Below are 23,323 nucleotides of genomic sequence, written 5' to 3' on the forward strand. Positions count from 1 at the left end.
ACAAAAAAAGCTCCTGCAGCTTTATGCCGGGAGCTTTTGTAATTGCCTTTAATAATTACTTTAGTGATTATTTGTTGAGAACATCGGCGTATTCCGGGTAACGCTCGAATCTTCCCTTAGCAAAGGGACATAAAGGTATAATCTTAATACCATTTTCCCGCGCATATTCCACCATTGCGTTGACAAGCTTGTCCCCAAGCCCCTGTCCCCGGTAAGCATTGTCGACCAAAGTATGATCAATAATGTAAAGCTCCGGACTTGAGGTTACATACGTCATTACTGCGGCAATCGCACCTTTATCTCGAATAAGGAATCTTTTGTGGGCTGTATCATGTTCAACAATATGCATGTTCCATTCCTCTTTCTTTATTGGATTCTCGCTGTCCAGACGTGTATACGTCAGCGCTCCGCTTGGACATTTGTCAATATGCCGGGCAATTTCGTCCGCAGTGGCGGCATCGGGATCAACCCAAGGGCGCTTGCTTAAATTAAAAACGGCAGGAAACCCCTTAACGCAAATACCGGAATGAGTACAAACTTCCGAATTAAACATCACCTCGATATCTTTCCCGTAGTACACTTTTTGTTCGCTCATCATAACTTCACGCCTTTCATTTTGGAGTTACTTGAAAAAATAGATCCATTGTTCAAAAGCTGTCAGAAATTTTTCGATATGGCGAAGAGTGGATTCGTCGTCCAGTTCTCCGGTCGTTTCATTCAGTTTTTCGTGAATCCCGCCGATGAGAATTTTCGGCCCCGGCATTGTATAGGCATTCATGGCAAGCAGTGTCTGTCTCACCTGGGCTTGTGACTGTGCTGTCCCGCCGCTGCCCGGAGTAGCTCCCGCAATCGCAAAAGGCTTTTGAATCAGCACGGAGCTTTTAACCGGACGCGAAACCCAGTCTAAAGCGTTTTTTAATACGCCCGGAATTCCCGAATTATATTCTGGGGTGACAATCAGCACGCCGTCCGCTTGCCGGATGCTTTCTTTGAATAGGGCCACAGACTGAGGATCGCCTTGACTCTCAATGTCCGCATTGTAAAGCGGAATATTCGATAAGTCAGCACGATGAATCTCCCAATGCTTTGGCGCAAGCTCTTCCATAGCCTTTAACACTTTTCTATTAAAAGAACCTTCTCGAAGACTTCCACAAATGGCAGTGATGGTGAGTTTATTTTCGCTCATCCTTGCGCTCCTCTGCTTGGTTTAGTTTAAGTGGCTCTATTCCTCATTATTAACTCGATCATAGCTCTCTCTGGCCTGTTCAACCTGCGAGTAGTTTTCATTCGTCCACTGTTTCAGAGCTCTCATGGGCTCAAGCAAAGATTCTCCCAATTGGGTTAGTGAGTACTCGACGATTGGCGGAACGGCCGGAGTGATGTCACGCTTCACTAAACCGTCCCGTTCCAGTTGGCGCAGGGTTTGGGTCAGCATTTTTTTGGAGATGCCTTCGATTCGTCTTCTTATATCTCCGTAACGAATAATCCCATCTTCCATCGCATAGATGACCAAAGCTGTCCATTTATTTGAAATGATTTCGAGAACTTTGGTGTACCCGCAAATAGATAACGATATATCCGGCTGTACGGTTTTAGTCGAAAATGGAGAATTCATCTGACGTCCCCCTGTGCACCTTTAGGTTCCCTGGACACTATATAGTGCCTTCTTACTTAAGTGTAGTATATGTATTAATGTATGTCTATACCATTCTAAAAAGGAGAGATTTCTCATGAAAGTATACGAAATTCAAGGTGAATTTGGACTCGATCAATTGAAGGAAGCCCAACGCCCGATACCGGTTCCGGGTCCTGGCGAAGTTCGTATCAAAATGCGGGCGGTTTCCCTTAACTCCAGAGATTTGGGTGTTATTAACGGGTTTTATAATCCCGATTTGAATGCGCCCTTAATTCCGGTATCTGACGGTGTGGGCGAAGTTGTCGCTTTAGGCGAGCATACGACGAGGTTCAAGATAGGTGACCGGGTGAGCGGCATTTTTACTCAGAGTTGGATTTCCGGAGAGGCTACACAAGACAATTGGGTGAGTACGCTGGGAAGTCCGCTAAATGGGCTGCTTGCGGAATATGCTGTGCTTCCCGAGAAAGGATTGGTTCGTGTGCCCGATCACTTGACGGATGAAGAGGCGGCAGCCCTTCCTTGCGCAGGGGTGACGGCATGGCATGCTGTCATTGAAGAAGGTCGGGTGAAAGCCGGTGATACCGTTGTCGTGCAAGGAACAGGCGGAGTTTCTCTGTTTGCGCTTCAATTCGCCAAGCTTCACGGAGCAACTGTGATCGTAACGTCCAGCAGTGATGAGAAGCTAATGCGAGCGAAGGGACTGGGTGCAGATTTCGGAATCAATTACATCCAAACGCCCGAATGGGATAAAGTCGTTCTTGAACTGACGGGCGGACGCGGAGCAGACCATATCGTCGATCTTGGAGGATCGGCTACATTGAACAAGTCCATTACAGCGCTGCGAGTAGGCGGACAGATTAGCATAGTAGGGGGTCTATCGGGCTATCAAGTGGAAGGATTCGAGATTATTCCCGCTATTTTAAGAAAAGCGCGCCTTCAAGCAATCAACGTCGGAAGCCGCGACATGTTTGAATCGATGAACCGTGCAATACAGCAAAACGGGCTTCGTCCGGTCGTTGACCGAGTGTTTCCATTCGAACGCGCTGTCGAAGCGCTGCATTACTTGGCGGAGGGTTCGTATTTTGGGAAGATTTGCATTGCATTTTAACTTAACATTCGGGAACTTCAAGAGACCACGGATCGCCGCTGCCCGCTGTTTAATACAATAAAGGCGGCGGATGTTGAAATCACCACGACCTGGATTAAAGCCGCATAACCGTATGAACGAAATAGCATGGAACAAGTAAGAATGCGCTGCTGATCATGTGAAGTGCACCCTTAGGAAGCACATTAGAAAATCCCTCGGGTTAAACTAATGAACATTCCGTCGGGTGCATTTTTGATTCGGAATTTTATAACAATTTTAATTAAAATCTGATAGAATCATAAGATGACTTCCGCCATCGCAAAATGGCCGCAGGTATATGATACATAAATCGAGGCTGTAAAGAGAGGAATGGATATGAACCGTTTAATTATCGACACGGATATTGGCAGCGATATTGATGACGCCATGGCGCTTGCGCTGGCGATGAAATCCCCGGAGCTGATGCTCGAAGGTGTCACGACGGTTTACGGAGATGCCGATTTACGTGCCCGGATGGTCGTCAAAATGCTCAAACACGGCGGCAGAGAAGACGTACGCGTATACGCCGGTCTGGATCGGCCGCTGCTCGGCAACCGTGAAATATGGATGGCCGGCCACGAAGGGAGAGGGCTTATTGAGGAAGGAGAATCGCTTCCTTACGAAGAGCGTCACGCTATCGATTTCATCATCGATACAATTATGGCAAATCCGGGCGAAATTACGCTCGTGCCGATCGGACCGCTCACGAATATCGCCGCATGTCTGATCCGCGAGCCGAGGATTGCCCATAACGTAAAAGAAATTATATTGATGGGCGGTGTTACCAGACTTGGCCGCAACGCTGCCGAACTGCCTGTTGTTGAGCATAATATTGTCAGCGATCCGGAAGCAGCGTCCGTTGTGTTTGGCAGCGGTGCGCCAATTGTAATGGTCGGACTGGACGTCACGCTGCAAGTCATTATTACCGATGAACACTGCAAACGGCTGCAAGCGACGAACGATCCGCTGAATGCCGCGTTGGCCCGCCAGATGGAGTACTGGTTCGATTTTATCAAGTCCGATAAAACATTTATGCATGACCCGCTCACTGTCTCGCTTCTCATCGACCGGTCGCTTGTTAAAACGCAAAAAATAAAAGTGACCGTCGAATATGATCACCGTGCGAAGACAGGACAAACCGTCGCTGTTCGCGCCGAGGACGGAAATGTGGAGGTTTGCCTTGAAGTGGATAGCGAACGGTTTCTGGCCATCCTGATGAACCGTTTGACTGGACAAGGCTGATTCTATTAATATAAAAAACGAAGCAGAAAAAAATGGCTAATTGTAACTTACATCACTTGTTATTCTCATAGTTTAATATATAATTTTTTTATAAACACAATTAGGGGGAAATGGTTATGAAACTAGTTAAAAGTTTGTTGGTTGTAGGAGTCGCGGCTGCGGTATTGTCCGGTTGCGGCGGTAATAATGATCAAGCGGCTAATTCCGCAGCTAGCCCGGCAGCAAGTGCAGCGGCAAGTCCTGCAGCGAGTGCGCCGGCAGCGGATGCTACAACTACAGCGTCTATCGTTAATCAAGCAGACGCTTTTAAAACGGCAGTAAGCGAAAATGGTAACTGGATTATTGCTATTCTTAATGATTTGACTGTCGATGGAGAGGTTGTAGTAGCCGGTGAATTCCATGATAAAGGCGACGCGGCTAAAGACATTTACCGCAAAATCGCCCTTTATGCTCAAGATGCTGATCACAACATCACTGCGACTTACACCCTTACGGTTCCTAAATTCACGGTAAAAAGTGAAAACCTGAAAGTTCAAGGCGGAACGATCAAAGGCGACGTTTATGTGCAAGCCAACGGATTTACCCTTGACAAAACCGCAACGGTAGACGGCAACATTTTCTATGCAAGCGCGGATTTCCAAGCCTCCGCCAAAGTAGACGGTAAAGTAACCGGAGAAGCCAAAGTCCAATAATTGCAACAGCAGAACCGTTAACAGAACTTAAAAGTTAAAGTCTAATGTTTAGCCTGCAAACAAAGCTCCCTATGGAGTCTTCGGTTGCAGGCTTTTCGTTATCATATTTCTCCATTCCATTCCGCATAGAAATGATTTAAAAACTCTAACATAATGTCGTGCCTTCTCTGGGCCTTTTGTGCTCCAATTTCCGTATTCATTAAATCTTTTAATAATAGCAGTTTTTCATAAAAATGGCTGATTGTATCGTTTCCGGTGTAACCATCTATATCTTTAGCAGTTTCTTTGTTTAATGCCGGATTATACATAGGTCTGTTGATATGTCCTCCATAAGCAAATGCTCTGCCAAGACCTATTGCGCCAATGGCGTCGAGTCTATCGGCATCTTGAACAATTTTGGCTTCTATAGTAGACAATTTATGCTTATTGGTTCCTCCCTTAAAAGAAATATGATTCGCTATGTATATTACCTCTTCAATGATTTCATAAGAAACTTCCAATTCAATCAATAAATCCGAAATCATTCTTCTTCGATCTTCGTCAGTATGTCCGAACTTATGGTCGGCTATATCATGAAGCAGAGCTCCTAATTCAACAATAAAACAATCGGTTCCTTCGGTCTGATTGGCAATGTTCAGAGCATTATTACTGACTCTGACAATATGCCACCAATCATGTCCGGACCCTTCACCCTCAAGTTTTCCTTTTACGAATTGTCTTGTTTTTTCGAGAACCCATTCTTTGTTCATCTTCTTATCTCCCTTATACCTGTTAGCGTTCATTTCGAAAATTTCTTTCTCTGTTTTATAATATTTTCCGAATTTCTACAAGTTTCCTGATATATGCGGTGTCTATGTAATGTTAAGTATTACAGTTTTTGATCAGTCCTTGAGGACCTTTTTGTTTATATCCGGTTTATATAAGTCAGTTACCATACTAATATATTCAGTCGTATAGGAGGATAAGCAAATGAATCAAAATTCGATCACTGGGCCGCACAATGAAAGTTGGGCAATCGAAGCGCACGGCCTCGTCAAGACATTTGGTGAGAACCGTGCGGTGGATGGTGTTAATCTGAAAGTGGGGACCGGTACGATCTACGGCGTGCTTGGTCCGAATGGAGCTGGGAAGACAACAACCATTCGAATGCTGGCAACCTTATTGCGGCCTGATGCAGGTTCGGCGAGCATCTTTGGGCATGATGTGGTGAAGGAACCGCAGATCGTGCGTCAATTGATTGGGGTCACCGGCCAGTATGCGTCAGTCGATGAATCGCTGAGTGCGACCGAGAATCTGGTTATTTTCTCCCGGTTACTCGGGCTGGGGCGTGCTGAAGCCCGTCATAAGGCAGCGGAGCTATTGGAGGAATTTGGGCTTACCGAAGCGGCCAAGCGTCCGCTCAAACATTTCTCCGGCGGCATGAGGCGGAGGCTGGATTTGGCTGCAAGTCTTATTGCACAGCCGCCGCTTATTTTTTTGGATGAGCCTACTACAGGTTTGGACCCGCGCACGCGCAACCAAATGTGGGATACGATCCGGCGGCTGGTCAAATCGGGTTCGACGGTATTGTTAACCACGCAGTATCTGGAAGAGGCAGATCAACTGGCTGACCGGATAGCGGTGATCGATCATGGTCGGGTTGTAGCCGAGGGAACCGTTGATGAACTGAAAGCATCTGTTGGCAATTCGTCGCTGCAATTAAGGGTACAAAACCCGCAGGACGTTGAGATGGCCCGTCGGATGGTTGAACAAGTGCTCAAGGTGCAGTCCAATATATTGGCGGAAGCCGAAAAAATTACTGCGCCCATGGGGAACGTCCATCAGGTCACCGACCTTCTAATCGCTCTTCGCGAGGCCGGCATCCCTTTAGCTGAAATGAGTGTGCAGAAGCCTACCCTCGATGAAGTATTTTTGACCATTACGGGCCATGGGGTACAAGAGGACGCTGCACTGACGCCTAACGAATCGAATAAAGTGGAGGGGCAAAAGCATGAATACTTTAATTAAACCAGGGGCCGAGCGCCGTCTGAAAAACCATACCAGCTTCGGCCAGTCGGTACGGAATTCGTTGACGATGGCTTATCGAGGTCTGCTAAAAATCAAACGGACACCCGAGCAGCTGTTTGACGTTACACTTCAGCCCATCATTTTCACGTTGATGTTTACTTATATTTTTGGCGGGGCCATTTCTGGAAATGTGCAGAATTATTTGCCGGTCATTATCCCCGGTATTCTCGTGCAGACCGTCATCACGACTTCAATCGTTACAGGAGTCCAACTGCGTGAGGATATGGAAAAAGGCGTGTTTGACCGGTTCAAATCACTGCCGATCTCGAGAATTGCTCCGCTTGCGGGAGCTCTCCTTGCAGACACGGTCCGATACACGATTGCAACGGTGCTAACCTTCGTTATGGGATATATCATGGGCTATCGGCCCGAGGGCGGGATTGGGTATGTCGCCATCGCAGCGGTTCTCGTGATCGCATGCTCCTGGGCGATTAGCTGGATCTTCGCTTTCTTCGGCGTAATTGCCCGCACGGCTTCCAGCGTGCAAGGGATATCAATGATTGCGCTGTTCCCGCTCACTTTTCTCTCTAACGCATTCGTGCCGGTCAATACCATGCCGGACTGGCTCCAGTGGTTCGTAAACATGAACCCGATTTCGCACCTGGTCACAGCCGTCCGGAACCTTGTCAACGCGGGAACGATGGGCGGTGATCTTGTCTTCTCCCTCATCGGCGCCGCTGTCATTGTGGCGATCTTCGCGCCAATCACGGTACGCGCTTATATGCGTCGCACATAAGTATTAAACTGATTTAGGTATGTTTAGGTGACCTTTACGATAGAGGGTTGCCTTTTTTTATCCCTTGCGAATTTGGGGGTCCATTTGGGGAAACTTCAGTAGCTGGACAGAAGCCAGGATTCGTCACACATAACGATTGGGTGAAAGCCGGGTGGTGCCGGGAGAGCTCTGCGAAATAGCTTCCAATGATGTGATTGGCGCCAATGCCTCCATTCTGGAAAGAAAGCGATGAGAGAGTCTGGACATGACCGTAATAGTACTTTTTTTCCCGCTTGGGCAGCTTGTAAATGGATGGTGGAGCAAGAGTTACCACGTCAAAAAGATTCGCAATGCGGTAGCTGTTCCCGACATACTTTGCAAAAGCTTTCGCAAAAGCCGGATCGCCTACACGGGGAGAGCCGAATGTAAACAGGTAGGGGGAGCTGTAGCCAGTGTTGGCTGCAATATCAATCGTACATAATGTCGCGAGAGCCGCACCGAGACTGTGACCTGTAATGTATAGCGTCTTGCCCTGTGACAACCGGGTAAGCGCGGAGATAATACCACTACGGGCTGAAGAATAGATGTCTGTGAAGCCGCGATGGGTAAGACAGTCTTCTTTAATATATTTGAACCTCTTTTGCGAGGCGATGATATCAGAGATCCAATTGGTCACCCCGCTGGTTCCCCGAAGAGCAATAATAATCTCTTGCGGAGATTCCATAATAAACCCGAAGCGTTCCCATGCATTGCTAATGGATTTCGCTTGATCGTATGACTGACTGAATAATTCAAAGGAACGACGAACGAACCGTCCGTATTTGTAAATTGGGCATAGGTCTGTCTGCAGATGGCAGCCAGAAAGATAGCTCGCTCTTCAAAATCATTATTGTTACCCACCTGCATCCCGCCCTTCTTTTCTTCCTTGTTTATGATCAGGACAGAAGATGGGTGTATGAAAAATGGAGGAAATTATTACTGCAACGGCAGGAAACTGAAGGAACCCGGAGAGTATCTTCATCTTTCCCCGGATTGGACGAATTCGGACAAGTGAAGAGGTGATCCTGGCATTGAGATAAAAAATTGTCATGTAATTCAATAACTTGAAGCTCCTGCTTGTGGCGGGGGCTTCTATTTGTTTTTCAGAACGTGAGAGAACGGATTTGCAGTCACGGATAACTTAAGTCAAATCGTATTTTTTATGCCGGATGATGTGATGATTTGCCAGTGTTTTTCTGTATTTTTGCGGCGTGATCCCATATATTTCTTTGAAACTATTGATAAAGGAGCGGCTGTCGGTAAAACCTTCTTTCATGGCGATTTCCAGGAGGGAGTAATCGGTATAGATAAGTAACTGATAAGCGTAAAACAGACGGATACGGGTGAGATGTTTTTTAAAAGTTGTTCCCATATATTCTTTAAATGTCCTTGCCAGATGCTCTTTGGATATCCCAAAATCTCTGGACAATGAGGTTAAGGTAAGCTGCTCTTTATAATGTTCGTCTATATGTTCGATAATCATTTGGCATCTATTCCAGTACTTTTGGGATTTTACAGACAAGGACAGTTTTTTTTCAGTAATGAAGCTGGTCATGAGAAGATACAAAATATCATAAAACACACTGTTTAATTTTAGTTGGTAATGCGGATTGGAGGCTCGTTTTTTGAAAAGGTGGTAGGTTTCTCTAAACATAGAGACCAATTGTGTATAGCTGGGCGAATCATTGTCCAAGGTGAAGAAAAATTTTTCAACGCTTGGATTGGATTGTTTCAGCAGATCAAAAGGAAAAATAATCGTCAAAGCCTCATAGGGTTTGGACCAATCAATTTGACAACTGTGAATTTCTCCGCTGTTAATCAAAACCAATTCATTCTCGCGAACAAGGATTTCATTTCCGTTTATGTTATATAAGCTCTCACCTTCAAGCATCAAAGTTAACTCTAGGCTGCGATGCCAATGATCTTCCACCAAGGTGACTTGGTTTTCCGAATGCAAGTATATCCATGCCAAAAATCCTTCGGGAACCATAATACTTTCGTGGCTATAATTCATAAATTGATCATCCCCTTGATACAAATATCAACTTTTCGCTATAAATCAGTCAAAAAAAGCGAAGAAATTTATTTTTAATTTTATATAATTTAAAGTAACAAGTAAAGAGCATGTTATAAATGCCGACATTACAAATAAGGAATTCGAAAATTGGGGGACAAGAATTTGAAGAGAAAAAAGAAATATAACATGTTATGGGGTAATCTTCTGTTTCTGGGACCTTCCACGTTAGTTTTTCTTGCCGTCGTTGTTATTCCATTTGCTATAAGTATTATTTACTCGTTCTCCAATTGGAATGGAATTTCCAATGAAATTAAGTTTGTGGGACTCAACAATTTCAACAATATATTCTCGGGGAAAGCGAAGTTTTTGGATGCTTTCTGGTTCACTCTCCGTATTACTGCGGTCAGTGTACTGCTCATAAATCTGCTCGGCATACTTTTGGCTGTAGCATTGACAGCCAGGCTGCCTTTTCGGAACCCATTCCGGGCCGCCTTTTATTTGCCGCAAACGATGGGAGGATTAATTCTTGGTTTTATTTGGCAGTTTATTTTTATTGCCGGTTTTCCGGCGATCGGTGACAAGCTGAATTTGGGCTTCTTTACCCAGCAATGGCTCGGAACAGAGAAGACGGCATTCGCCGCGTTAGTCATCGTCAATGTTTGGCAAAATGCGGGTTATGTGATGGTCATCATGATCGCCGCTTTGAGCGGAATTTCTTCGGAGCTGATTGAATCCGCGAAGGTTGACGGTTCCAGACCCCTAAATACGTTTCTCCGGATCAAACTGCCCTTGTGTGTTCCGTACATTACAGTCTCCCTGTTCTGGACGATTTCAAGCGCGCTCAAGATGTTTGAGACTAATGTTTCTCTGACAAAAGGAGGGCCCTACGGCTCAACTACATCTATGGCCTTAAATATCTATAACGATGCCTTTGCCAACAATAAGTACGGATTAGCCACTGCGGAGGCGCTTGTGTTCTTTGTCATTATTTTAGCGATCACCTCGGTTCAATTGTACATGAGCAAAAGGAAGGAGAGTCAAATCTTATGAAAAAGAATCCCGTTTCCATGTTGATCACGTTTATGGTTGTGCTCGCGGGGGTGCTAATCTTTGTGGCCCCTTTATGGATCATGGTCATGAACTCCTTTAAACCGCTTAACGAAATTATAGCCTTTCCGCTCCGGTTTCCAGACGAGTGGAGCTTCGATAATTATGTAAAGGCTTGGGAAGAAGTGAATATCCCTAACATTATGAAGAACACAGCCATAGTGTCCTTTTCCGCTGTATGTGGTGTCATTATTCTGGCAACGATGACGGCTTACTGGGCGGAGCGGCATCCGACGGTCTATTCCCGAATCTTTAGCAGTGCCATCCTGCTATCCATGTTGATTCCCTTCGCGACAATTATGATTCCTCTTGTCCAGGTCATGAAGTTCTTGCATTTAAACAATACAATTCCGGGAGCAGTGCTGGCCTATTGGGGGATTGGACTCGCTTTCGCTTTTTTTATGATCCGCAGTGGAGTCAAGACTCTTCCTTATGAATTGGAGGAGGCCGCCCGGATTGATGGTTGCGGTGTGATTCAGGTATTTGTAAGAATTGTGTTTCCTCTACTTTCACCGGTCGTATTCAGTGTATTTGTGATGGATATGTTCTGGGTTTGGAATGATTTTATGATTCCACTGGTTCTGCTGAACAATCAGAAACTCAGTACCGTTCAACTGGCGATTAACCGCTTGTTCGGCATGTATAACAGCCGTTGGGACATAGCTTTGCCTGCTCTAACCATGAGCATGCTTCCTATAATTGTTATCTTTATCCTTCTGCAAAAGAAAATTGTCGGAGGCGTAATGGCGGGCGCTGTAAAAGGTTGAGCTAATTAAATTTTAGGAGGAAAAAGAATGAAGAGAACAAAAGGGAGAGTTACTATGCTGTGCGTGTCGTTGGCAGGGGTGCTGGCATTGACGGCATGCGGTGGGCAAGCGAACGAAGGACAAAATTCGCAAACGGGTTCTTCGGAAAGCGCTAAAACCAAGACAATATATATTTATCAGAACAAAATTGAGATTGACAAGGCATTGAAAAAGACAGCAGAAGCGTACACTGCCCTTCACCCGGACATTCAATTTTCGATTGAGTCTGTCAGCGACAATTTCAGCACGGGTCTCAAGACCAAGTTGGCTTCCGGAGAACTGCCCGATGTCTTTACAGTACTTGGGAATCAGGATTTGAAACTCTGGCAGTCTCAACTGGAGGACTTGACGGATCAGCCCTGGACTAAAGATATGATTCCCCTGGCGAAGGAAGGCATTACCGGAGATGATGGAAAAGTATACGGACTGCCGGTATCTGTGGAAGGATATGGATATGTCTATAACAAAAAGCTCTTTCAGCAAGCGGGGATTTCCAAGGTTCCCGTAACATTAACCGAATTGAAACAGGATGTCGAATCGCTGAAATCAGCCGGAATACAACCCTTAGTAGGGGCATATATGGATTGGTATCAAGCTGGTAATTTCCTGGTTAATATGGGGATTGCCCGTCAGAAGGATCCGCTGGCTTTTATTAAAGGGTTATATGACGGAACCGCTACATTTGTTGGAAATGAAATCTTTAAGGAAGTGGCGGATTTTATTCAATATGATTTTGCCAACGGAAAGAATGGGCTGAGCACCAACTTTAATAATCAGACTACCCAATTGGTGAATGGCGAGATAGCTATGACGCTCGGAGGAAACTGGCTCCAGCCGACTATTGATAATGGAAATGCGAGCCTCGAAACAGGATTAATGCCTCTCCCGGTAAACGACAATCCGAAAGAGAATGACAAACTGTATGCGGGCGTTAGTGGTTATTGGGCCATCAATAAGAATTCTGATGTAAAAAAAGAAGTAAAGGACTTCTTCAACTGGCTTGTCACTACGCCGGAAGGACAAACCCATATGACCAAGGACATGCAGATTATACCGGGATTCTCTTCCTTTTCGGCAGATAATGAAACGATTGGTGATTTGGGAGCAGACCTTTCCCGCTACTTAAAGGAAGGAAAGGTATATGGATCGTACAATTCCTACTACCCGGATGGTGTTGCGCAGGCTTTTGGGGAAGCTGTACAGAGATTTGTAGCCGGTCAAGTGGATAAGGACGGTTTCCTGCAAGAATTACAAAACGAATGGGATCGGCTGGCTGAATAAAGACCGAAAATACTGGAAATGGGGTTAACTATGCATAAAGATTTGGACAGGCTTATAAGTGATATGACCTTACATGAAAAAGTGGCGTTATGTACCGGTGAAAATTCATGGAAAACCAAAGCCTTTAAACACCTGGGCATTCCTTCCATTCTTATGAGTGACGGTTCAAGCGGCGTCCGATTTCAGAAGGATTCCGAAATCACCCGATCGCAATCCTTTTATGAGTCCATTAGCAGCCGATTTGACAGTGAAGAGGCGATCAGTAATACCCATAAGGCTACCTGCTTTCCCTCGGCATCAACGGTTGCCTGCTCATGGAATAAAGAGCTGATCTATGAGATCGGCCAAGCGATTGCCAAGGAGTGCCGTCGCCTGGGAATCCATCTACTGTTGGGCCCCGGAATGAACATTCGCCGGCATCCTTTAACGGCACGCAACTTTGAATACTATTCGGAAGACCCCTATTTAACAGGGGACATGGCCGCAGCCATGGTTATGGGTGTGCAGAGTCAAGGGGTCGGCACTTCTCTCAAGCATTTTGCCTGCCATAATTCGGATACCAAACGAACACTGGTGGATGCCATTGTGGAGGAAAGAGCTCTGCGGGAGATCTATTTAGCAGCCTTTGAACGGGTCGTTAATCAGGCCAAGCCCACTACCGTCATGAGTGCGTACAACAAAATTAACGGGGTTCAAGCCAGCGAAGATCCCTTGCTGCTCAATCAGATTTTGCGTGAGGAATGGGGATTCGCCGGAGCGGTGATCAGTGACTGGGGGGCGGTCAAAAATGTGGTGGAAGCCACCTTGGCGGGGCTTGATTTGCAAATGCCGCTTTCTTTAAGCTCGTCAAGATTTTTGGAAGAGGCCGTTCAAAAAGGCGACATCGCCGAAGAGTGGCTTAACCGCCGGGTGAAGCATATTCTAAAGCTTGTATTCAGTCTGACGGAAAAAGCGGAACCAAAGGCCGAGTTCGATTTTGTTCAGCATCACCGGATCGCACAGCGGGCCGCAGAGGAATCCATTGTTTTATTGAAAAACGGGCGGAAATTACTGCCACTATCCTCTGAGAAAATCAAGAAAATTGCGGTTGTCGGCAAATTGGCGGTTGAACCGTTATATCAAGGAACAGGTTGCGCCGTCGTGAATGCGCAGCTGGTAGATATACCGCTGGATAGCATACGCAGCCTGTGCCAAGGTACTATCGAGGTTGCTTATGCTCCCGGATATAACAGCGACGGCTCTACAAATCAGGCTTTGTTGCAGGAGGCCGGGCTTCTGGCCCGCGATGCGGATGTTGTTTTGATTTTCGCCGGAGCCTTTATGCCCGAAGAAAGTGATGATTACAACCGGAAGGATATGAATATCGAATCGGGTCATGAACAACTGATTGAAACGGTCTGTGCCGTAAATCGAAACTCGATTCTGATTCTGGCTAACGGAGAGTCGGTTTCGATGCCCTGGACCGATATGGCTAGCGTTGTGCTGGAGACCTGGTTTGGCGGGGAAGGCATGGGAGCGGCTCTTGCCAATATCCTCTTCGGCTTGGTGAATCCTTCCGGCAAACTGTCTGCCACCATTCCGGAGAAATTAAACAATACCCCTGCGTATCTTAGCTTCCCCGGCAATGAAAAGGATCTGTACTACAGTGAAGGAATCTATGTAGGTTACCGCTATTACGACAAAAAAGAAATCGCTCCGCGGTTTCCGTTTGGGCACGGCCTTTCATATACGCAATTCACGTATAGCAATCTTACCGTATCGTCATCAACGGTTAAGCTGCCCGAAACTTTAAAAGTAACTGTAGATATTACAAATACTGGTGATGTCTACGGGAAAGAAATTATACAATTGTATCTTTCGCAGCCGAAATCAAAGCTCCCTCGTCCGGTTCAAGAGTTAAAGGGCTTCGCGAAAGTGGCGCTCCATTCCGGAGAAACGAAAACAGTTGAATTTGTGTTAGAAGAACGTGACTTCTCTTACTATAACCCGGAGTTCGGCAAATGGGTTGCAGACACTGCGGAATTCATCGTCCGGATCGGCGCCTCAAGCCGAGACATCCGCCTTACGAAGGCGGTTCAGGTGGAAAATTCCCGGAAATATGTCTCAAAGATCAGGACGGACAGCGGATTTGCAGAACTGCTAGAGAATGCGACGGCCAAACAAATCTTTTATCAGTTTTTGATAGAAAACGGCTTGATTAATCAAGAGCAGGCAAATGAAAATCTGGATGAATTGCTAAAATGGTCGTTCTGGGGCATTCAGAGTTTTTTGGATATGAATTCGGGGGGAACGATTACTTATGAGAAAATGGAGGAAGTAGTTACCAGAATAAATGATGCTTTAGAGAAGGCACAGTAGAAATCCTAATTCGCTTGATGCATACCAGACAGCAGGGCTCTTTCGTGAGTCCTGTTATTCGCGTTGTCCGCAGCAGCGGAGAATCACAGTGAAATCTCTATTGCTCATGTGGTAGACCAAGGCAGCTTGCTTTCAAAACCTCTCAAAAAGATAGTTTCCTGGAAAACGAACGGCGCCCCGGCGTCGAAAGTTCACTGCTGTACAAAAAAAAGCGCTGCTGAATGAGCTTCGTCAATCCACGGCTATCTTTAAGGATCCATATTGAGCGGAAATCTCCACATTTCCTTCGGCGGTACGTTCGGCGGGTATATTATAATGATTACAAAAAACCAAAGGGGGCTGTTCCCATGAACGAAGAAACCGCATCGCCAAAATACACCAATCGGCTCATCAATGAGAAGAGTCCTTATCTGCTTCAGCACGCGCACAATCCGGTGGATTGGATGCCTTGGGGTGAGGAAGCTTTCGAGAAGGCCAAAGCGGAGAACAAGCCCGTGTTCGTATCCATCGGATATTCTACATGTCATTGGTGCCATGTGATGGAAGAGGAATCTTTTCAGGATGAAGAAGTTGCAGAGCTGCTGAACGGTCACTTCGTGGCGATCAAGGTCGACCGCGAGGAACGTCCGGATATCGACTCCCTGTATATGTCGGTCTGTCAGGCGATGACGGGAGGGGGCGGTTGGCCTTTGAATGTGGTACTGACGCCGGAGAAGAAACCGTTCTATGCCGGAACGTACTTTCCGAAGCGGCGGATGATGGGGCAGCTCGGACTGATGGAGGTCATGGATCAGATCCGGATGAAATGGGAGACGGACAGCATCAAGCTTACCCAACTGGGCGATGATCTGTTAACCGAAATTAAGGCTACGGCGTTAAAAAATCGTGGCGGTGAAGAGTCCGGCTTGTCGGATGAACTGCTGCATCATGCTTTTCGGTTGTACAGCACAATATTTGATGAGACTTATGGCGGTTTCGGGCAGGCTCCGAAGTTTCCGACACCGCATAATCTGTCTTTTCTGCTCGCTTACAGTCAGGCGTACGACAAGCCGGAGGCGCTGCGCATGGTCGAGAAGACGCTTGAGTCCATGTACAAGGGCGGTATTTACGACCATATCGGGTTCGGCTTTGCCCGTTACTCCACCGACGATCAATGGCTGGTGCCTCATTTTGAAAAAATGCTCTTCGACAACGCGCTGTTGGCCTCTTCTTATGTGGAAGCTTATCAGATCACCGGGAAGCCGCTGTATTCAGAGGTAGCGGAGAGCCTCTTCACTTATGTTTTGCGCGGGATGACTTCACCCGAAGGGGCGTTCTATTCGGCGGAGGATGCCGATTCGGACGGCGAGGAAGGCGCATTTTATATTTTTAGCAGGGAAGAAATCGAGGAAGCGCTAGGCGTCCAGGATATGCATTCGTACTGCCATGTGTACGGGATAACGGAAGAGGGCATTTCGCGGGGATACAGCATCCCGAATCTGCTTGCAGGCCTTCCGGAAGAGCTTGCGGATAAGCTGGACATGAATCCTTTGGCCTTGCGCACCCGGATCGAGGAGTGGCGGGAGAAGCTGTTCGCTTACAGGGAGCAGCGTGTGCATCCGTCCAAGGATGACAAGGTGCTGACCTCGTGGAACGGCCTGATGATCGCGGCGCTGGCGAAGGGAGCCAAAGCGCTCCAAAAGCCGGAATACGCCAAGGCCGCCGGAGCGGCTGCGGATTTCATCTGGAGCCGGCTGCGCCGTGAGGATGGCCGGCTGCTGGCAAGATACCGTGACGGCGAGGCCGCTTATCCTGGATATGTGGACGATTATGCTTTTCTGATTTGGGGACTGACCGAGCTGTATGAAGCCACCGGAACGGCGGTTTATCTGGAGCGCGCGCTTGTGCTTACAGACGGGCTGCTCGAACTGTTCACGGACGAAGAAGAGGGCGGATTTTTCTTTACGGGCAAGGATGCGGAACAGCTTCCAATCCGCTCGAAGGAGCTGTATGACGGAGCCATGCCGTCCGGCAACTCCGTAGCGGTGAAGACGCTGTGGAAGCTGGCGGCGATTACCCAGGACGTCAAACTGAAAGGCGTAGCCGAGCGGACGGCGGCGGTGCTGGGCAAGGCCGCGACGAAATATCCCGCAAGCTACGGGATGTTCCTGCAAGCTCTGCTTGTCATCACGAGCGGCGGCAAGGAATGGGTGCTGTCAGGTAAAAAAGATGACCCCACGCTGCACAGCATGATCTCGCTTGTACAGCAGGCTTATATGCCTGACGCTTCACTGCTCATTCACTGGGAAGATCCGGCCGATAAGCTCTCGGCTCTGCTGCCGCATCTGAAGGACAAACCGGCAATCGGCGGTGACGCCACCGCTTATGTCTGCCAAGATTTTGCCTGCCAAGAGCCGATCACAAGCCTTGAGGCAGTGCGGGAGCTTTTGGCGAAGAAAGAGCAGGAGACGAAATAACGGGAGTGATCGGCAAGTAAGGACATGACCGGAATCCCGGCGGGAAGCGGTTTGCGGGCTGCGAGAACGGGACAGATGCACCAGCGTATGGGCGAACGCATACCTTATTGTAAAATCCATCGACGAAAGGTATGAGCTTATGTCCACATACTCCGGCCCCCAAACCATGATTTATCAAGCAGACCCCACTTCGCTCCATCATGTAAAAAAAGTGCGCGAATCGATGCACGGCGCGCTGAAGCCCTACATGAATCAGAAAGTCAAGGTAACGACCATCGACGGTGTATCCCACGAGGGCTGCATCTCGGGTTTCGATGAAGGGCATCTTTATTTGACGGTTACAACAACGTCTACTGATTACATGCGCAGCTACTATCAACCGTACTACCCGCCGTATCAACCGTACTACCCGCCTTATTATCCGGTCTATCCGGGCAATGTGATTTTGCCGCTGGTGCTGTACAATTTGCTGGCACTTTCGCTGATTTAAGAGCGAGAGACGGTCTTCGCCTCGCAGCAAGGCTACCGTTCTAATGCGTCAATTAGAGGTTGAATACTTAAAAAAGAGCGTTCATTAGCCATTTTGGCAGATGAACGCTCTTTGTATTAAGCTTATTCTATTTGCTCATGTTGAACAACACTCCATCAAATGTCATCCATTGACGACCGCCGTAATTTCTTCGTCCAGCTCCAGTCTTACATCCTCGCGGTAGGCGCGGATTTGGTACTCGGATTGAAGATAGCGCAGAATCGCCTCGATCATATTGCTCTCGACCAGATACTGGCTGCGGCCCTGTGTCCACACCTCGGCGGTAAAGCCGGTTTCTTCCTCCCAACTGAGCTCCACCTGGACATCGGTTACTTTGATTCCCTTTCGCTCAGCCATGTGAAGACAGATGGCATTGATAATCTCATCCATGCTGAGAACGGTAACGGACATTAATACCGGCCATCCCGTTCATTAAAATTGCGGCGCCGTCTACGGCGGAAGAGGGACAGGACGAGCATGACAACGAGATAGATTGCCAGCATATTAACCGCGAAGCCGAGCAAATTGCCGATGAAGCCCATGTTACCGAACAGACCGCCGAACATAAGACCAGCCAGACCGCCGAGCATCATGCCTTTCATAAAGCTGCCTCCGCTGAAAAATCCGCGGTTCGTCGTGGGCGCCGTGGTGCCGGCTGTCGTTCCTTTGGTGCCGTCGCTTTTATTTACATTGCTCTGCGATTTATTCGGCGTCGTTGTGTAGCCCCGCTGGCCCGATTTGAAGCCGCCCCCGCCGCGCCGCGCATCCGCATAATCCGGAGCCGCCACCGCGAAGAAGAGAGTAAAGGCCATAACGATCATCATTGCGTTCTTTAGAAATTTCATTGAGTAAACTTGACCTCCTAAAAGTTTTGATAGCATAAGCTCCCAGTCTAACTTCGCAAAACTCGCTTCGGAAGCATTTGCTTAGTTTTGATAGCATAAGCTTCCCAGTCCAACTTCGCAAAACTCGCTTCGGAAGCATTTGCTTAGTTTTGATAGCATAAGCTCGGAAGCCCGCCGCTTTTGTTCTGGGTTTACCCGGTAATACGCGGACCTGCCAGGATGGTTTCATTTTTAAATGTTTTATTTTTAAGCTAGGCGGAGTGCCTGCGGTAAAAGAGTGGACAACGGTTAGCCTGTACTGCCATACTTAAAAATATTCAAATAAAGGAAGATCGATCATTCTGCTTGGGAGGGGAATGAAATGCCGCTGCCGGAAATGTTTGATATTTTTAATGAAAAAATGATTCGGATCGGGACCGACAGCCGGAAAAATGCGCACGCCAAAGGCCTGTGGCATCAAACGTTTCACTGCTGGGTCGTTAATCCTTCGGAGGGCGAAGGCGGAAGCCTGCTTTTTCAGCTGCGCCACAAGAACAAGGACACCTTTCCGGGACTGCTGGATACTTCCTGCGCGGGGCATCTTCAGGCCGGGGAATCGGTGGAGGACGGGGTTCGGGAACTTCAGGAGGAGCTCGGGCTTGCTGTCCCGTTTGAAGAACTGGTTTACTGCGGGATGGCCGCTGAAGAAAGCAACCCTTCGCCCGGGTTAATCGACAGGGAGTTCAGCCATGTTTTTCTGTATACCAGTGATCAAGAATTGGAGCAATACCGCTTTCAGCGGGAGGAGATCTCCGGCTTGTTTTTCGTGGAAATTCCAAAGTTCCGGCAGCTTGTTGGCGGGGAGACGGACGCTCTGCGGATTGAGGGGATCGTCGCGGATGAAGAAACGCAGCGTGTGAGCCGGGAGCAAAGGCTGGTGCGGCTGGAGGATTTCACGCCCAACTCCGAGGAATATTACCGGCTGCTGTTCAAGCGTTTATAGAAGTTGGCAAAAAAAGGGCGCGGGTACAGTACCCGCGCAAACAGCAGTTCAGAGAGATGTCAATTGCTGGTGTACCCATCCGAGACAAGCTCCAGTGCACCGGTAGCTGGATCCATAATCATGCCATGAACGGGGACACCCGTGGGAAGTAATGGATGGCGCTTAATTAGCTCCACAGTTTGAATTACCCCTTCTTGAATGCTGTCAAACCCGCGCAGCCATTTGGTCAGCTTGATTCCCGAATTTTCCAAAGTGGACAGCACTTCTTCCGAAATGCCGCGCTCTTTAATCGAATTGATCATACGGTCAGCGTTCAGCGACGCCATGCCGCAGCCGTGATGACCGACGACGATAACCTCATCCGCGTTCAACTCGTACAGGGCAACCATCACGCTGCGCATGACGCTTCCGAAGGGCTGGGAAATGACGGCTCCGGCATTTTTAATAACCTTGACGTCACCGTTTTTGAAATTCATCGCCTTCGGCAGAAGCTCCACTAGACGGGTGTCCATGCAGGTGATAATAATCATTCTTTTATCCGGAAAACGGCTGGTCAGATAAGCTTCGTACTCTTTGTTTTCCACAAATTTTTCGTTAAACTCCAGGATATCGGAAATATGGCTCATGACGGCAGAACCTCCTCTGTAATTTAGGAACGGGTCCGAACTTCGCAAGCCGAAGCCTGTACCGGCTCGACTCCTTCTAACCCCCGCATATCGCGTACCAGAATATTTTGACCATACAGCTGTGAATCACTGCTCAATTTAAAGGAAGAAGTGTTCTCATCGGCGTCCAGCTTTAATTGTTCTTCATAAAAAATCTCATGCTGGTTTCCGACAACTACAGGCAGATCCCCGGCTTCGACATGCAGGTCCCCGGTATCCGGCTTGTCCAGAATCAGCAGCACATTAATGCCGTCGCATCCGCAGTCAACCGTATCGTAAAAGAGCTTGAATGTTCCCGGCTGGCTGCCCAGCCGTTTCTTCAGTCTTTTTTCCGCAAGCGGCGTCAGATGAATTTTCATTGCAATTCACGCTCCTTTTTCCTGTGTCAGAACGTAAGCGGAGACAAGATCTTCAAATCTCAGACATTCCGCTCCGAAGTTGATTATACGCACTTAAAAAAGTATCATCAAGAGTAGCTTGCAATTTCCAGAAAGCGGGTGTGTATGATTGGAACAACAAATACAGGATCAATGGAACGCCTTCAGTGTCCTGCTGGCAAAAATCAGCGGATATCACGAGGCGATCGGCCTGCTGCATTGGGATCTGCGGACAGGCGCGCCGCGCAAGGGAACGGAAATCCGCTCGAAGACGATCGGCATGCTCAGCGGTGAGCTGTTCAAGCTGGAAACGTCGCCGGAAATGGGGCGGTTCACGGAGCTTTTCAGCCGACCGGAGATTGATAGCCAGTTAACGGATGTGCAGCGCAAAATCGTCAAGGACTGCCGGAAAGAGTATGAGCGCAGCAAGAGCATTCCGCCCGAGAAATACGAGGAATATGCCGTGCTGGCCGCCCAATCGGAGACAATGTGGGAGACCGCGAAGGAGAACAACGATTTTGCTACTTTTGAGCCATTGCTCAGCCGGATCGTTGCTTTTAAACAGGAATTCATCGACTACTGGGGCGTGAAAGAAACGCGCTACGATACGCTGCTGGACATGTACGAGCCTGACCTGACCGCCCAAAAGCTCGATGGGATCTTTGACCGTCTGCGCAGCCGTCTAGTGCCGCTGGCCGAGCTAATCGCGGCTTCGCCGAACAAGCCGGACGGGGACATTTTGAACGGTACATTTAATAAAGAGTCGCAGGAGAAGTTCGGACTCTTTATTTTGAAGCAGATGGGTTATGATTTTGAAGCCGGCCGGCTGGACGAGAGCGTGCATCCTTTTGCCACGGGGCTGAATCCGGGAGATGTCCGCATTACGACGAATTACCTGCCGGATAACGTGACCAGCTCCATTTTCAGTTCTCTTCATGAAGGCGGCCACGCACTGTATGAACAGAACATCGATAAGAACCTTGTCGGTACGCCGCTTGCGCAGGGCGCTTCGATGGGCATTCACGAATCCCAATCCAGACTATGGGAAAATATGATCGGCCGCAGCCGCGCGTTCTGGAACCGGTATTACGGAGATTTGCAGCAGCATTTTCCGGAGACGTTCACAGGTGTGGAACCGGAGGATTTCTACCGGGCGATCAACCGGGTGGAGAATTCCCTGATTCGCATTGAAGCCGACGAGCTGACCTATAACCTGCATATTATTATACGCTATGAGATCGAGAAGCTTATTTTTAATGAAGGTCTTACCGTTCAGGAGCTGCCGGAGGTGTGGAACTCGAAGTACCAGGAATACCTTGGCATTACGCCGCCGAGCGACAGTCTGGGTGTACTGCAGGACGTGCACTGGTCGGGCGGGGATTTCGGCTATTTCGCCTCTTATTCGCTGGGCAACATGTATGCGGCGCAAATTCTGCATACGCTGCGCAAAGAGCTGCCGGAACTCGACTCTTTGGTGTCTTCGGGAAATCTGCTGCCGATTAAGGAATGGCTTAAGGATAAAATCTACCGTTACGGCATGAGCCAGACTCCGTCGCAAATTATCGAACGGGTAACCGGCGAACCGCTGAATCCTGATTATCTGGCAGATTATCTGGAAGCGAAATACCGGGAAATCTATCGTTTGGAGCAGGCATAAATCGATTCGCACGATGGATTGCCGTCAGCGCAAGGGTTATAATAGAAGAAAACCACTAACGGAAGGAGACGTGATATGGCGAATACTCATACTTACAGCCGGAAGGAAGAAGTCGCTAACGCGATAACTCACGGTATTGGGGCCTTACTCAGCGTGGCCGCGCTTGTCCTGCTCATTGTTTTTGCCAGCATGAGAGGAACGGCCTGGCATGTTGTCAGTTTCTCCATATACGGAACCACCATGCTATTGCTCTATCTGAATTCGACGATGGTGCACAGTCTTAAGGAAGGTAAAATGAAGGATCTGTTCGAGTTCTTCGACCACTCTTCCATTTACTTGTTCATCGCCGGCACGTATACGCCGTTTCTGATGATCGCCGTCCGGGGAACGATGGGCTGGACGCTGTTTGGGATAATCTGGGGCATCGCATTTTTCGGCGTTTTGTTCAAAGCTTTCTTTACGAAAAAGTTTTTGTTCATGTCGACGATCTTTTATCTCGCCATGGGCTGGCTGATCGTTATCGTCTGGGCTCCGATGACCGCTGTCGTGGCGGAAGGCGGAATGTCTCTGCTGATGGCGGGAGGCATTATGTACTCACTGGGAACCATTTTCTATGTCTGGCGGGGCTTTCCTTACCACCATGCCGTCTGGCATGTGTTCGTGCTGCTGGGCAGTGTGACGCACTTCTTTGCGGTGCTGCTGTACCTGCTGCCGATTCGTTGACGC

At 48.1% G+C, this 23,323-nt stretch carries 24 protein-coding genes; 14 read left to right on the plus strand and 10 right to left on the minus strand.

Annotation, left to right across the window (positions count from 1 at the left end):
- Positions 1-67 precede the first annotated feature (67 nt).
- From EH198_RS24445 to EH198_RS01200, 3 genes are read right to left on the minus strand one after another with little or no spacing between them, the layout of a single operon-like run.
- Positions 68-595 (minus strand): GNAT family N-acetyltransferase, encoded by a 528-nt coding sequence (locus EH198_RS24445; RefSeq protein WP_124693730.1) that lies wholly within the window; start codon positions 593-595, stop codon positions 68-70.
- A 27-nt stretch (positions 596-622) separates the two neighbouring features.
- The gene (locus EH198_RS01195) at positions 623-1,186 is read right to left on the minus strand and encodes an NADPH-dependent FMN reductase (RefSeq protein ID WP_124693731.1); all 564 of its coding nucleotides are present in this window, start codon (positions 1,184-1,186) and stop codon (positions 623-625) included.
- Positions 1,187-1,222: 36 nt separating this feature from the next.
- Positions 1,223-1,615, minus strand: coding sequence for a winged helix-turn-helix transcriptional regulator (locus tag EH198_RS01200; protein ID WP_124693732.1), 393 nt, complete (start codon positions 1,613-1,615; stop codon positions 1,223-1,225).
- A gap of 115 nt (positions 1,616-1,730) precedes the next feature.
- On the opposite strand from EH198_RS01200, the gene EH198_RS01205 reads away from it, so the two are divergent.
- The 3 genes from EH198_RS01205 (at position 1,731) to EH198_RS01215 (ending at position 4,696) form a co-directional block, all read left to right on the plus strand.
- The gene (locus tag EH198_RS01205; protein WP_124693733.1) at positions 1,731-2,744 is read left to right on the plus strand and encodes a zinc-dependent alcohol dehydrogenase family protein; all 1,014 of its coding nucleotides are present in this window, start codon (positions 1,731-1,733) and stop codon (positions 2,742-2,744) included.
- Between the two features lie 354 nt (positions 2,745-3,098).
- Positions 3,099-4,004, plus strand: a complete 906-nt coding sequence (locus tag EH198_RS01210) for a nucleoside hydrolase (RefSeq protein ID WP_124693734.1) — start codon at positions 3,099-3,101, stop codon at positions 4,002-4,004.
- Between the two features lie 116 nt (positions 4,005-4,120).
- Positions 4,121-4,696: a polymer-forming cytoskeletal protein gene (locus tag EH198_RS01215; RefSeq protein ID WP_124693735.1), complete on the plus strand. Its 576-nt coding sequence runs from the start codon at positions 4,121-4,123 to the stop codon at positions 4,694-4,696.
- Positions 4,697-4,797: 101 nt separating this feature from the next.
- On the opposite strand, the gene EH198_RS01220 is transcribed toward EH198_RS01215, so the two are convergent.
- Positions 4,798-5,445, minus strand: coding sequence for an HD domain-containing protein (locus EH198_RS01220; protein WP_124693736.1), 648 nt, complete (start codon positions 5,443-5,445; stop codon positions 4,798-4,800).
- Positions 5,446-5,665: 220 nt separating this feature from the next.
- Between EH198_RS01220 and EH198_RS01225 the strand changes: the two genes are divergently transcribed.
- Together EH198_RS01225 and EH198_RS01230 are read left to right on the plus strand one after the other, a co-directional pair.
- Positions 5,666-6,703, plus strand: coding sequence for an ATP-binding cassette domain-containing protein (locus tag EH198_RS01225; protein ID WP_124693737.1), 1,038 nt, complete (start codon positions 5,666-5,668; stop codon positions 6,701-6,703).
- Positions 6,687-7,499: an ABC transporter permease gene (locus EH198_RS01230; RefSeq protein ID WP_124693738.1), complete on the plus strand. Its 813-nt coding sequence runs from the start codon at positions 6,687-6,689 to the stop codon at positions 7,497-7,499. The genes EH198_RS01225 and EH198_RS01230 overlap by 17 nt, the downstream gene beginning before the upstream one ends.
- Before the next feature lie 34 nt (positions 7,500-7,533).
- Here EH198_RS01230 and EH198_RS01235 read toward each other — a convergent pair whose 3' ends face one another.
- Together EH198_RS01235 and EH198_RS01240 are read right to left on the minus strand one after the other, a co-directional pair.
- Positions 7,534-8,202 (minus strand): lipase family protein, encoded by a 669-nt coding sequence (locus EH198_RS01235; RefSeq protein WP_342772016.1) that lies wholly within the window; start codon positions 8,200-8,202, stop codon positions 7,534-7,536.
- A 456-nt stretch (positions 8,203-8,658) separates the two neighbouring features.
- On the minus strand, positions 8,659-9,531 hold the full coding sequence (locus EH198_RS01240) for an AraC family transcriptional regulator (RefSeq protein WP_036597073.1): 873 nt from the start codon (positions 9,529-9,531) through the stop codon (positions 8,659-8,661).
- Positions 9,532-9,720: 189 nt separating this feature from the next.
- On the opposite strand from EH198_RS01240, the gene EH198_RS01245 reads away from it, so the two are divergent.
- The 6 genes from EH198_RS01245 (at position 9,721) to EH198_RS01270 (ending at position 18,032) form a co-directional block, all read left to right on the plus strand.
- Entirely contained in the window at positions 9,721-10,584 is an 864-nt protein-coding gene (locus tag EH198_RS01245) for a carbohydrate ABC transporter permease (protein ID WP_124694490.1), read from the plus strand.
- Entirely contained in the window at positions 10,581-11,408 is an 828-nt protein-coding gene (locus tag EH198_RS01250; protein ID WP_036597075.1) for a carbohydrate ABC transporter permease, read from the plus strand. Before EH198_RS01245 ends, EH198_RS01250 begins: the two co-directional genes overlap by 4 nt.
- A 27-nt stretch (positions 11,409-11,435) precedes the next feature.
- Entirely contained in the window at positions 11,436-12,728 is a 1,293-nt protein-coding gene (locus EH198_RS01255; protein WP_124693739.1) for an ABC transporter substrate-binding protein, read from the plus strand.
- Positions 12,729-12,881: 153 nt separating this feature from the next.
- On the plus strand, positions 12,882-15,086 hold the full coding sequence (locus EH198_RS01260) for a glycoside hydrolase family 3 C-terminal domain-containing protein (RefSeq protein ID WP_246014058.1): 2,205 nt from the start codon (positions 12,882-12,884) through the stop codon (positions 15,084-15,086).
- 347 nt (positions 15,087-15,433) lie between these two features.
- Positions 15,434-17,542: a thioredoxin domain-containing protein gene (locus tag EH198_RS01265; protein WP_124693741.1), complete on the plus strand. Its 2,109-nt coding sequence runs from the start codon at positions 15,434-15,436 to the stop codon at positions 17,540-17,542.
- Positions 17,543-17,708: 166 nt separating this feature from the next.
- Positions 17,709-18,032, plus strand: coding sequence for a hypothetical protein (locus tag EH198_RS01270; RefSeq protein WP_148091477.1), 324 nt, complete (start codon positions 17,709-17,711; stop codon positions 18,030-18,032).
- A gap of 162 nt (positions 18,033-18,194) precedes the next feature.
- On the opposite strand, the gene EH198_RS01275 is transcribed toward EH198_RS01270, so the two are convergent.
- Both EH198_RS01275 and EH198_RS01280 read right to left on the minus strand, forming a co-directional pair.
- Positions 18,195-18,482 (minus strand): YxcD family protein, encoded by a 288-nt coding sequence (locus tag EH198_RS01275; protein ID WP_124693743.1) that lies wholly within the window; start codon positions 18,480-18,482, stop codon positions 18,195-18,197.
- The gene (locus EH198_RS01280) at positions 18,482-18,916 is read right to left on the minus strand and encodes a hypothetical protein (RefSeq protein ID WP_124693744.1); all 435 of its coding nucleotides are present in this window, start codon (positions 18,914-18,916) and stop codon (positions 18,482-18,484) included. The genes EH198_RS01275 and EH198_RS01280 overlap by 1 nt, the downstream gene beginning before the upstream one ends.
- A gap of 361 nt (positions 18,917-19,277) precedes the next feature.
- Between EH198_RS01280 and EH198_RS01285 the strand changes: the two genes are divergently transcribed.
- The gene (locus EH198_RS01285; RefSeq protein ID WP_124693745.1) at positions 19,278-19,898 is read left to right on the plus strand and encodes an NUDIX hydrolase; all 621 of its coding nucleotides are present in this window, start codon (positions 19,278-19,280) and stop codon (positions 19,896-19,898) included.
- 59 nt (positions 19,899-19,957) lie between these two features.
- On the opposite strand, the gene EH198_RS01290 is transcribed toward EH198_RS01285, so the two are convergent.
- Positions 19,958-20,524 carry a beta-class carbonic anhydrase gene (locus tag EH198_RS01290; RefSeq protein ID WP_124693746.1) on the minus strand — a complete coding sequence of 189 codons (567 nt, stop codon included), beginning with the start codon at positions 20,522-20,524 and terminating at the stop codon, positions 19,958-19,960.
- 23 nt (positions 20,525-20,547) lie between these two features.
- A complete protein-coding gene (locus tag EH198_RS01295; RefSeq protein WP_124693747.1) occupies positions 20,548-20,922 on the minus strand; it encodes an iron-sulfur cluster biosynthesis family protein in 375 nt (124 codons plus the stop codon).
- Between the two features lie 148 nt (positions 20,923-21,070).
- Between EH198_RS01295 and EH198_RS01300 the strand changes: the two genes are divergently transcribed.
- On the plus strand, positions 21,071-22,597 hold the full coding sequence (locus EH198_RS01300; protein ID WP_124693748.1) for a carboxypeptidase M32: 1,527 nt from the start codon (positions 21,071-21,073) through the stop codon (positions 22,595-22,597).
- Positions 22,598-22,672: 75 nt separating this feature from the next.
- Positions 22,673-23,320 (plus strand): PAQR family membrane homeostasis protein TrhA, encoded by a 648-nt coding sequence (trhA, locus tag EH198_RS01305; protein WP_124693749.1) that lies wholly within the window; start codon positions 22,673-22,675, stop codon positions 23,318-23,320.
- The last annotated feature ends 3 nt before the right edge of the window (positions 23,321-23,323 follow it).

The organism is Paenibacillus rhizophilus (genome assembly GCF_003854965.1).
Classification (GTDB): Bacteria; Bacillota; Bacilli; order Paenibacillales; family Paenibacillaceae; genus Paenibacillus_AQ; species Paenibacillus_AQ rhizophilus.